Genomic DNA, 12,228 nt, shown 5'->3' with positions numbered 1-12,228 from the left:
CCAGACCAATACTGGCTTTAGCGGCCGTAATGGTCAGGCTGTCGCCGTCCGGGTCTGTATCGTTAGCCAGCACATCCAGTTGGTAGAAGCCATCCATGCTAAACGGCAGAGTGAAGCTGTCATCAATGGCAGATGGCGCTGCATTAACATTGACCACCTGCAGGTTAAACGCCGGCAGTGCAGCAGAAAGCTCGCCATCAGACACGCTAATTACAATGCCGCTGGTGCTACCGACATGTTCTTTGAGTGGCGTACCGGTTAAGGTGCCGGTTGCCGTATCAAAACTGGCCCAGACTGGTTTATTGCTAATGCTAAAGATTAGCGTATCGTTATCCGCGTCGCTTGCCATCGGGGTAAAGCTATAGGCCTCACCCTGATTAACTGAGCTTGCCGCTGTGCCGCTGATAGTTGGGGCGGCGTTGACAGCCGTGACGGTAAGGCTAAAAGCAGGCAGTGCGGCCGTTAAACTACCGTCAGATACACTGATCACGATACCTGCAGTAGCACCTACATGCTCTGCCGCTGGCGTGCCGGTTAAGGCGCCGGTAGAGGTGCTGAAACTAGCCCAGACCGGTTTGTTTGCAATATTAAACGTCAAAGTGCCACCATCCGCATCGCTGGCGGTAGGGATAAAGCTGTAAGCGTTCCCCTGAGGCACGTTCAACACTGGCGTACCTGCTATGGTTGGCGCCTGATTAGGCTGTAGTGGTGTGACGCTGTTTGATGCCGCAGACGCTGCACCGGTACCGGTGGCATTGGTTGCCGTAACAGTAAAGGTATAGGCCGTACTATTGGTTAACCCGACAACAGTAATGGGTGAACCGGCACCTGTTGCAGTAATACCGCCAGGGCTGGCTGTAACGGTATAGCCGGTAATGACTGAACCGCCATTAGAGGCCGGTGCACTAAAGGTCACGGTTGCGGAACCATTGCCCGCCACAGCGGTAACGCCGGTAGGTGCACCGGGTAACAGGGTAAAGGTCAGGGTCTTGTCATTGCCATCTCCGGCCACATAACTCGCAATTAAATTGCTGGCGTTTCCGCCTGCCACGATGACACCCCCTTCAGCAACACCGGAGAAGGTGCCGCTAATCGCGTCGGCGCCATCATTGGTAATCACTGTATAGCTGTCACCATTGGCAGCTGCATAGCTGTGGGTAGCTGTGAGGTTGGCATCCGACAGCGATACTGTACCTGTCACATCTACCTGATCGTATTGCGTTCCTGCCGCAGTACCGGCAATATCCAATACCAGATTACCACCGGAATTTATCGTTAATCCGTTAGCAATAGAGAGAATGCCGATACCCGAATCACCCGGCGCCAGGTTGCCGCCGCTGCTGATAACGACACCCGGCGCGGTACCCACCCCACCCAGGGTTGCGCCCGATGCGACCGTCAAATCAGAGCTGGTAGAATTGGAACCATTCACGATCAAACTGCCTGCAGACACTTGAGTTGAACCCGTGTAACTATTGGTACCTGTGAGTTTGAAAGTGCCGCTACCATTTTTGGTAATGCCGGACGCATTTGTAGAAGAAATAACCCCCGAGAACGTTGTGCTACTGTTGTCACCGCCGGTGGTTAAACGATAACTCAACACGACATTGCCGGCGCCTGCAAGGGAACCAATGGTTTCGTTACCAGCCGGCAAGCTCAGGGTTGCGCTTGCGCCGACCGTCACCGGGACTGTATCGGCAACGGCGCTACCGCCAGAGAGTACTAAACTGCCTGCAGCAACGTTGATCGCCCCTGTTGCTGTATTGGTGCCACTGAGGGTTAAGTTGCCTCCACCGGCTTTAGTCAAACCACCTGTGCCGCTGATTACACCCGCCAGAGTCATCACATTGGCATTGCTGATAGTGGCATCACCGGCTAGCGTAATGGCATTAGTAATTGTCTGTGCGCTACCGGTAAGGGTTAACAGGCTGGAAGCATTGATCGTGACTGCACCAGAACCCAGGTTAGCCGAATTTGTCACTGTCACACCATTGGTGCCGGAAACAGATAAACCGCCGGAGAAACTATTAGTCCCGCTTAGTGTTAAATTACCGCCACTGGTTTTACTCAAAGCACCGCTGCCACTGATATTGCCCGACAATGTCAGCGTTTGTGCCGCGCTCAATACCTGAACGCCACCACCGCTGGCACCCAACACTATGGGGTTATCCAGATTAAAACTGGCCATGTTATTGCCCAGAACACCGCCATTCAGGGTGAGGGTTCCTGTAGAGAAAGCACTATCGCTGCCAATCCACAATTCACCCGCTGTGACAGTGACATCACCACTGTAACCATTGTTGTTTGTATTCGTCAGGATTAAGCGGCCAGCACCAGTTTTGGTTAAAGCGCCCGCACCGCTCAATTCACTGCCCAAAGTTAACCGGTCACCGCTGCCATTGGTCACGCTGAGGCTGCCCGCCAGCGTGAAAGTACTGCCGGTAATAGTGGCAGTGCCCAGCGAATCTGCATCTATCGTAATGCCCGCAGGAATGGTTAAAGGCGCGCCCAGGGTGATAGTGGTTCCGTTCAATCCGACAGCAAAATCAACGGTACCGCTAGCCGCTACATAATTGAGCGCCTCACGCAGAGACAGGCCGCCACCATCGACTAAATCAACCCCCAGGCTGCCATCGATAGTCGCATCGGCACCTGAGTCAGCATTCGAGGTGACGGTAACCGGGCCATCTATTGTGATAGTTAACGCCGCTGAGGCATTGCTGGCATTACCCGCCGCATCAGTTGCCGTGGCGGTAATGTTGTGGCTGCCATTGACCATAACGCCAGCGGTAAAACTCCAGTCGCCGGAGCCATCCGCCGTCGTAGTACCCAAAGTTCCGCTCAGCGACGAAATCACTGTCACCGTGGCATCGGCTTCTGCCGTGCCGGTAAAGGTTGGGGTATTGTCGCTGGTGATGTTATCGGTATTGGATACTCCGGTATCAGAAGCTGCGTCCAAGTCTGGTGTAGACGGTGCAGCAGGCACATCGCGATCCACACTGTGGGAAGTGCCACTATTGTAAGCTGCTATACCATTGCCAGCCGCATCGGCAATATTGCTTGAACCGTTTAAGTTCAGCTTTAGCGTGCCGGTACCACTAATGGTACTAATTGTGACGTTTACGGTGGAGCCTGACACTGCCGAAACACTGGCAATAGTGCCTGCCGCCGTTCCCGTCGTAACCAGTGCGAAGTCATCAGTCGAAATGTTGTTTACCGACTCATCAAAAGTAACCGCAAAGTCCATGCTTGCCGCATTGGCTGCCGGCGAACCGCTGGGGGCGATGCTGGTGACGCTGGGGGCGGCTGCATCAACTAATACCGAGGTTGTTGCCCCCACACTATTGAGGGTCAGGTTAGCATCATTAGACGCTGAGTCTCGCAAGGTACCGCCATTTGCGCTCAAAATGCCGACAGCAATACCATCTGTATCAGACTCTCCCGCTTGAACGGTGTAACGGAACAATAATGCGCCGGTGCCCGAACCACTTTGATAAGTTGCTTGACGAGTTGTCGCGCCAACAGTAATGGATAATTGTGGTGTACCGCCTCCGGTATTGACGGTGACGTTTTCACCGAAGTTAATGGTGAAGTCCAAGTTTTGTCCTGCGGTATAAGTAGCATTAGCCGGAACAGTGACGGACGTAACTGCTGGCGCAGTTGCATCAACTAATACCGAGGTTGTTGCCCCCACACTATTGAGAGTCAGGTTAGCATCATTAGAAGCGGAGTCTCGCAAGGTACCGCCATTCACGCTCAAAGTGCCGACAGCAATACCATTGGAATCAGACTCTCCCGCTTGAACGGTGTAACGAAATAATAAAGCACCGGTTCCCGAACCACTTTGATAGGTTGCTTGACGAGTTGTCGCGCCAACAGTAATGGATAATTGTGGTGTACCGCCTCCGGTATTGACCGTCACATTGTCATTGAAATTAATAGTGAAATCTAAATTTTGACCTGCGATATAGGTTGCGTTCGCAGGAACGCTAACGCTATTCACAGTTGGTGCGACACCATCGACAACAATCGCTTTATTGGCACCTAATGAATTGGCTGCCCCCGGGCTTGCCAGCGTCAGGGTTGCGTTGTTAGCCGCAGCATCGCGTATTGTACCGCCGTTCAAGGCCAGCGAATTGGTCGCCACATAATCCAAATCAGTTGTAGTGTCACCCGCCTGAACTGTGTAGGTACAGGTCATGCTAGTGCCGGTGCCGCTCGCGCAACTCGCTACCCGGTCGGTAGTACCGGTTTCCAGTGTCAATTGAGGCGTGCCGGTCACTGTCACAGATTCATCAAAGTTGACCTGAATACTAATTGCATCACCTACTTTGTAGGTGCCATTGGCAGTGCTGGAGTTAACAGAGGTTACTTCGGGTGGGGTAGCGTCGGGGGCAGAAACAACAACATCGAATGTTCGATTGGTGACATTGCCAGACCGATCTGTAGCAGTAATGGTAATTGTAGAAGTTCCAACGGATGCCCCTGTAACCGTTACAGTGCGGTTTGCACCGCTCCCTCCCAACACGACATTATTCAGAGGCACTGCGGTGGTATTGGAACTGGCGCGAGTAACATTGATGCTAGCCACCGGCGTATAGTTGTCACCGACGGTAAAGGCAAGTGCGCCGGTGTTGCCGCCTGAAACTATATTCTGATTAGAAATGGCACTGATGGTTGGGCCTGTATTATCAGCTGGCTCAGCCTCAAAACTATTCAGTGTCATGTAGGTAAGATTAGATCCACCCGCATTGACAAAAGCCAAACGAAACTTCGTTAAGTTCACGCCGACAAAATTTTCCAGCTGACTTCCAGACATAAAAGTAAAAGTATTTGCAGCACCCGTATCGCTTGTAATGGCTGTTGATTCAATAGTCCCTCCACCAGAGACATAACCTATTACCTTCACGCTACTAAAAGTGTGACTGCCAGGAAACTCGCCCGCAACAACATTGGCCAGCTGAAAAGCACCGCTGCTTCTGCGCACTTCAATATGATTTGTACCGCTGACAGTTTCCTGAGCAACTGCAAGGCCAGTTGTCTTTAAAAATGCATTGGTATCGCCCCCAAAGTAATTCGCTAAGGCAACAGTCGTTCCGCTATAACCATTGTTGTGCATGAAACCGCAAGCAATGTAGTTACCCGACGAAAGCGAGCCGTAATTATAGCTCTGGCTTGGACTGTTATCCGGGCAATGACTTGGATTACCAGGTTGAACATCCGCATCAGGAGTGTTTCCGTTATAGGTAAAGTTGAGCAAGTTATAGGTCGCCAGCACACCCGAAAAATCTTTTAACGCCTTTTCCGAAAACGCCAATTCCGTTTCAATATTGCCGCGCTGGATTTCCAAATCCCAATCGCCCTGTTGCTGGATATTTCCGGTTAAATCATTGGACGCCGCCACATCAAGATGGGTATTGCGCTGCACTATATCCAACAATTCCTCACCGGCTTCGGTAGATGCCAAATCACAACCGTACAAAAGTAAATCGCCACCTTCGCGCACTGCGCCATTGAGGGCAGCAAAAGTTTCCACTTCAGTTTTAAGTGTTTCTGCGGAGATTGTCGAATTGCCTAACTGCAAACTACCGGCCCGGGCGTGAGACACAATATGAACCGCCGCAAGGTTTTTATAATTCGCCAAAATAGCTTTCAACTGCGTAAGCCCCGCAGCAGACGATTCTATTTCAACAATATCAACGCCCGGTTTTAGCGCGCGATAAAACTGCTGTTTATCCGGCACCGCCGAATCGATCACTACCAGTTCACTTACAGGAACGGCACTGGCAATATCCAGCTCATCCTCTGCCAGAATCCGACGCTGTGCAGTTTTAGGTGAAAGGATGCGCTTATTGTCAGAATAAGCCGGGTTGTAACCTGCACCTGCAGTACTCAGGTAGCTGCGTTGGTAAGTGCCGGCAGTCTGCATCGGCACACCATATAGCCCCAGAGGCAACAACAGAGAGGAAAAGCTGGTAAGGAGTGTTTTATTCATGATGGTAAATTTCCATTGCTGTTTGCAGAAGGCGTCGGTGTTTTCTTACTGGCAATGATATTGGCAGCAGTACCTTTGGTATCCTGCCAAAAATCCATCTCCTGATACTTAATGAACAAATCAGGCGGTAAAATACTGCGACGGGTTTTGAACTCCACTTTCTTTTTCACTGTGTGCAATCCTTTAACTCCCAGCTTTTGATCAAATTCGCTCTCTTCATAGCTCACATTATTAAAATCATGCTCAAACACCGGCTCACCAATAAAACGATAAATTAGCTCGATAGTTCGCGCAGGATGTTGTGTGAGTAGGTCGTAATCCACTAATAACAAGCGATCAGAAAATTCGCCGTAGTAGGCTTCTTTCAAAGCAGTCCATGCGCTACCCACAGTGCCACCACCGTTGATAAGCGAATCGCACCGGCTATACACGGTACCGCGTGAGGCGGCACTAAACATCCGGCTGTAATCAAAAGGGTTTTTACGGTAGATGGCTTCAAAACTGTCCATAATCCAGGCCGGATTACGCACGCAGCAAATCACTTTAAAATCGTCAAACAACTCGACCAATTGGTGCAATCTGGCTGTCCAGTGCCGATTTGTGTCGAACAACACCGGCTGGTTTTTATCGGCGTAGTACGCATCGATCAAGGCCCTGCAAATCGTCTTACGTTTTGCTTCATCAAAAAACGAATAGGATTCGCTGGCCGCGCCCATTTGCTCTAAAGCACCATTAACCAGCCCTGCTACCGGGCTGCTCATTGCAGCATGAAAACGCGGATTTTGTTTGAGAATACCAGCCAGTAAGGTTGAACCGGAGCGAGGTAGGCCGGAGATAAAATGAAACTGTTGGGGCATCAGAAAAGCACATTATTGTAGTTATTTTAGGCAAGTCTGGGCTATGAAGTCATTTGCCGCAAGCTATATGTTCAGTTTAGGTTCATTTTTATTTTTCAAATTTTGCGGGATTTACTGTTGCTTATTTTAGCAAGATCAACATTGTACCCAGCACAGTAAGCACTGCCCCCAGCCAGGCGCCAGTGGCCGGGCTGCGTTTATATATCAGCCACAATAGCGGTAACACCAGCACCGGGCTTACCGAAGACAGTATGGCCACTAAACCGGCATCGCCGTATTTTAATGCCTGCAGTATCAGTGTCATGCCCAGCACCATGGAAAGGGCGGCATTGGCCAGCACCAGCAGGAATACTTTTTTGTTCATGGGCAAATAAGCGCGTGCTACTTTAAAACCCAGCATAAAAATAATTTGATGCAGCACAAAGGCGGTGGTCATGCGCACTGCTGAAGCGGCTACGGCGTCTATGTCAGTTTCCATCAGCGGCTTTAACATTAATGTAGCGACTGCCTGGCACAGTGCCGCCAGCAGGCCCAGTGCCACGCCGGAGGTTAACTGGCTTTGGTTTGCCTCCCAGGCATGCAGTTCGGTTTTACGTTTGCCAAAGAAAATGGCTGTCATCACACCACTTATCAGCAAACTGCTGCCGATCAGTGTCCAGCCCCATAAGGTTTCACCTAAAAAGAAATACGCCAACACCACAGAAAACAGTGAATGTGTAGCAAACAACACACCGGCGCGGCGTGGGCCTAAGCGGTTCATCGCGGCAAATAAGGCGGTGTCGCCAATAAAAATACCGATCACACCGGAGAGTAGTAACAAGCCAAAGCTGCTAAACGCCAGTGTAGCCCAGCCACCGCTAATGGCGGCTATCAGCCATAACAGGCTGGCAGCGCACAGCATACGCCAGCGGGTAAAAGCAAAGGCACCTAAATGAGAAGAAGCCTGCGCCGACAACAAACTGCCCAAAGCCCAACAAGCGGCGGCGGCCAGCGCCATATATTCGTAAGACAAAGTCACAGAGCCTGCGCAGAATAAAAACGCAGATTATACGTGGCTATATGGTTAACACCAGAGCTGGCTTACTGCTGTGTCTGCACTAAAACGGTGGGCCAGCTGGGCCTGTAATAGCTCGGCGCAGGCCAGCGCATCGGTTACCGCATGATGCGGCCGGTAGGCTGGCAGGTTGTAACGTAAACGGCTGTCTGCCAGGCGGATAGACGCAGGTTTTTGCCCGCGCAGCTGCTGCCACCAGCTTAGCGGTTTGTGCCGGTGCAGCCTGGCTTCCAGCTCCATAGTGTCGATAACCGGAAACTGAATACCTTCACCCAGCCTGGCTTTGATGGCCGCATTTAAAAAAGGCCGCTCGATGCCGCGGTAATGCAGCACGATCACTTTACCGGCCATATGTTGCAGTAGTTCTGGCAATACGGCGGTTAAATCCGGCGCTTCGGCAATATCTGAGTGGGTGATACGATGCAGCGTAACCGACTCATCACTAAGGGCAAAGCGCGGTTTTAACAGCCATTGCCGTGCTTGCGAGCTGTACAGTTGTTGCTGTGTCATCGGCAATAAACCAATACTGACAATGCCGTTGTTGGCCGGGTTAAGGCCGGTGGTTTCAAAATCCAGCGCCAGTAAAGGCACGTCGTGTAAAGGTGTGTCGGCGCTTACCATGCCAGCCTGATAAAAGCGGCGAAGCAGCGGATGGCGGGCACTGTGCGCTTGTTGTTGGTAAAACTGCTGCCAGTTATCAATGTGGTGTTCAAGATGCGTGCTGGCACGGTGTTTTAACGCAGATGGCCCCAGATACAGCATGGCTAAGCCTTAAAGTGAAATTTAAGGAATTTTTGCGCATTACTCAGCACCGAAAAGGCTTCTTTTAAATGCTTGCGCTCAAATTCAGATAACCGCTCGGGCATAACATTATTGTCGGGCGTTTCATCTGCCTGTAATGCCAGTGCTTGCTGGCGGATACGGGTCATGGCGATTACTTCATAGGCGTCACGTAAGTCTTCGCCGCGGCCTTTGGGCAATACGTTAGCGGCAATAATATCGCGCAGCCGCTCGAAAGAATTAGTGGCACCACAGCCAACCGCCAGCGCATGCACGCGGATTAAATCTACCATGGGGGCGGTGCCGCGGCGTTTGATATTCAGGCTGTTGTTTTGCCTGCCGTCGTTTTCCATCACAAAGTCTTTAAAAAAGCCCAGTGGTGGTGTGCGCTGCAACGCATTGCGTACCATGCAGGCTAAAAAATGCGGCCGGGCAGCGGCTTTGGCCAGTATCAGTTGGTTAAGCTTGTCGGCCCACTGGGTTTGGCCCCAGACAGCGTCTAAATCAAAAAAGATATTGCTGTGTAATAAGCGCTCGGCGCTGGGGTGCTCTATCCAGTCAGTAAAGTACTGCTGCCAAACGTTAAGTGGCTGGCGCCATTGTGAGTTGGTAGCCATAATATTGCCGCTGCAATAGCTGTAGCCACAGGCGGCCAGGCCATCGCAAACAAAGGTGGCCAGTTGCTGAAAATAGGCGTCGTGCTGTTCTGCGATAAAGCTGTTATCCAGGATCAGTGCGTTGTCCTGATCGGTTACGATAAGCTGCTCATCGCGTGCCATTGAACCCAAGGCTAAAAAACAGTACGGCACCGGCGGCGGCCCCAGTTGCTGCTCGGCTAGCTCCAGCAAGCGCTGTTTAAAACTGCGGCCGATAGCGGCCATAGCACTGCCAATCATTTGCGAGTTGGCGTCTTCATTTACCATGCGTACAAAGCAGGCTTTAACATCTTTGCCAAGGGCGCTGAGCTCTTCTACCGACTGCTGGCGGAAAATACTGCTAACCACAAACAAGCTGTTTTGCGACTCGTAACGGATAATATCTGACAACGCCAGCACGCCAACCGGTTTGGCCTGTTTTAACACCGGCAGGTGGTGTAAATTATGCCGCAGCATCAACATCATAGCTTCAAACACATATTGCTGGTGTTCAACCGTAACCAGTTTTGTTGACATGATCTGGCTTACACTGATCTCTGATTTTAAACCCGGTGCCACCAGGCGGGAGCGGATATCACGGTCGGTAATAATACCGGCCAGAGTGCCCGGCTGGGGCGCTGCAACATCAGGTGTAGCGGGGGTGTTTTCGTGCAGTATCAACAGGCAGGACACGCTGTGCTCTGTCATGGTTTTAGCAGCCTGCCAGACACTGGCACTGCTGCCCAGACACACCGGCTCGCGCTGTAGCAGAGTACTTATTTTTACACTGAGCAAATCGGCTTTAGCCTGCCGGGCGGCTTTGCTTGACTGGCGCCGCTCGGTGTCGCCCACTTCAACGTAATCGGCAAAAAACTCATTACTGTCAAATAGCTGCTGAAATACGTTGTCGGGAATAAAGTAAATTAACGTGTCTTCCAGCGCGGTAGCCGGAAAGCGAACCTTGCCGCCACGCAGCAAGCCTTGTTCGCCAAAAATACCGCCTTCGCTTAAGCGGTTATATAAGTCGCCGCTACGGCGGAAGGTTTCCACTGCGCCACTGCGGATTAAATGCAATGCCTGCAGGGGGTCGTTAAAACGCAGTATTTCGCTGCCAGCCTGGAAATAGCCAACATCAATACTTTGTGCCAGCTGCAATAACTGCGGTTCGGGCAATTCCTGAAACGGCGAATGCCGCTTCAGAAATTCCAGTATTTCAATTTGTTCTATTTCCATGGTGTTGGTTTTCCGTCGGGCTTATTGTTCACCGGATCAGGCTCTGGGCTCAGACATCAGGCCTTTTACCACCGCCACACAGGCTGCCAGCAGCACCAGCGTAAACGGAAACCCGGTAGATACCGCCATGGCTTGCAGTGCCACTAAACCGCCACCTAAAATAAGCGCAATGGCCACCAGGCCTTCAAAGGTACACCAAAATACGCGCTGCGGTGTAGGGGCGTTTACTTTACCGCCTGCGGCAATAGTATCGATAACCAGCGAGCCGGAGTCAGACGAGGTAACAAAAAACACCACCACCAGAATAATACCGATAAAGGAGCTGATTTGTGCCAGTGGCAGTGCATCGAGCATAGCAAATAACTGTAGCGGCAGTTCTGCACCGACAGCGACTTCATAGCCTTGCTGCACCACCTGGCTGATGGCGGTACCGCCAAATACGGTCATCCACAATACACAAGCCAGCGAGGGGATTAACAGCACCGAAATTAAAAATTCACGCACCGTGCGCCCGCGCGACACCCGAGCGATAAACATGCCGACAAAAGGCGACCAGCTGATCCACCAGGCCCAGTAAAATGCCGTCCAGCCCTGAGAGAAGTTAACATCTTCTCTGCCAAGCGGATTGGCCAGAGCCGGTAAATGCTGCAGATAGGCCGCCAGGTTAGCCACAAAACCGGTAGCGATGGCCAGCGTAGGGCCCACAATAATAACAAACAGCAGCAACATTGCCGCCAGCATCATATTGATTTCAGACAGCCGCTTTACCCCGGCTTCAAGCCCGGCAACCACAGACGCCAGCGCAATCAGCGTAATACCCACCACCAGCAATATTTGCACTGTGCTGCTTTGCGGCCAGTCGAACAGGTAATGCAAGCCTGCTGCAGCCTGGGAAGCACCTAAGCCTAAAGATGTTGCCAAACCAAACAAGGTGGCCAAAACGGCCAGAATATCAATAATATGGCCCGGCCAGCCCCAAATACGCTCGCCCAGCAGCGGATAAAATACCGAGCGGATGGTAAGCGGCAGGCCTTTGTTAAACGAAAACAGCGCCAACCCCAGTGCCAGAATGGCATAAATTGCCCAGGGATGCAGGGCCCAGTGGTAGATAGTCGCGGCCATACCCAATCGCTCTGCCGCTAGGGCATCACCGGCCGCGCCACCCAGAGGCGCCCAGTCAACACGCACGCCATCTTCAATATTTACCCCGGCATAAGCGCTGCTAAAATGCGATAAGGGTTCAGACACGCCGTAAAACATCAGGCCAATACCCATACCGGCGGCAAACAGCATAGAAAACCAACCGGCGTAGCCAAAGTCGGGTGTGGCTTCAGTGCCACCGAGGCGCACTTTGCCAAGCGGCGATACAATAAGAACTAAACACAGCAGTACAAAAACATTGGCCGCTGAGATAAAAAACCAGTCCAGGTTTGCGGTAAGCCAACCGCGCATGCTGCTGAAAACCGGCTCTGCCTGTTGTTTAAAGCTGATCGTCAGCACAACAAACAGTATTACTGTCAGGGCTGAAATTAAAAATACTCTGTTATGAATATCCAGGCCAAAGGGGCCAACCTTTACCAGAATATTGTCCTGGCCTATCTGGTAATCCGTGTCGATAGGATTAACCTTGCCGTCCGGTATCATCGGATCTTTGTTATCTGTCATGGTGTTATC

Annotated in this window: 6 protein-coding genes; all 6 read right to left on the bottom strand. The window is 51.6% G+C overall.

The window, feature by feature from the left end; genetic code table 11:
- A partial coding sequence (locus AR688_RS12485) for a DUF4347 domain-containing protein (protein ID WP_156420293.1) occupies positions 1 to 5,995 on the bottom strand: 5,995 nt, incomplete at its 3' end.
- Positions 5,992 to 6,852 carry a sulfotransferase family protein gene (locus AR688_RS12480; protein ID WP_068234042.1) on the bottom strand — a complete coding sequence of 287 codons (861 nt, stop codon included), beginning with the start codon at positions 6,850 to 6,852 and terminating at the stop codon, positions 5,992 to 5,994. The genes AR688_RS12485 and AR688_RS12480, both read right to left, overlap by 4 nt.
- 121 nt (positions 6,853 to 6,973) lie before the next feature.
- Complete coding sequence (locus tag AR688_RS12475) at positions 6,974 to 7,870, bottom strand: DMT family transporter (protein WP_231732048.1); 897 nt, start codon at positions 7,868 to 7,870, stop codon at positions 6,974 to 6,976.
- A 45-nt stretch (positions 7,871 to 7,915) separates the two neighbouring features.
- Positions 7,916 to 8,668 (bottom strand): 3'-5' exonuclease, encoded by a 753-nt coding sequence (locus AR688_RS12470; protein ID WP_068234036.1) that lies wholly within the window; start codon positions 8,666 to 8,668, stop codon positions 7,916 to 7,918.
- A 2-nt stretch (positions 8,669 to 8,670) separates the two neighbouring features.
- A complete protein-coding gene (locus tag AR688_RS12465) occupies positions 8,671 to 10,554 on the bottom strand; it encodes a DUF294 nucleotidyltransferase-like domain-containing protein (RefSeq protein WP_068234034.1) in 1,884 nt (627 codons plus the stop codon).
- Positions 10,555 to 10,590: 36 nt separating this feature from the next.
- Positions 10,591 to 12,219: a BCCT family transporter gene (locus AR688_RS12460; protein ID WP_068234031.1), complete on the bottom strand. Its 1,629-nt coding sequence runs from the start codon at positions 12,217 to 12,219 to the stop codon at positions 10,591 to 10,593.
- Positions 12,220 to 12,228 lie beyond the last annotated feature (9 nt).

Origin of the sequence: Rheinheimera sp. EpRS3, from assembly GCF_001513785.1 — a bacterium.
In the GTDB taxonomy this organism is placed as follows: Bacteria; Pseudomonadota; Gammaproteobacteria; order Enterobacterales; family Alteromonadaceae; genus Alishewanella.
This window is presented reverse-complemented; position numbering and strand designations above follow the sequence as displayed.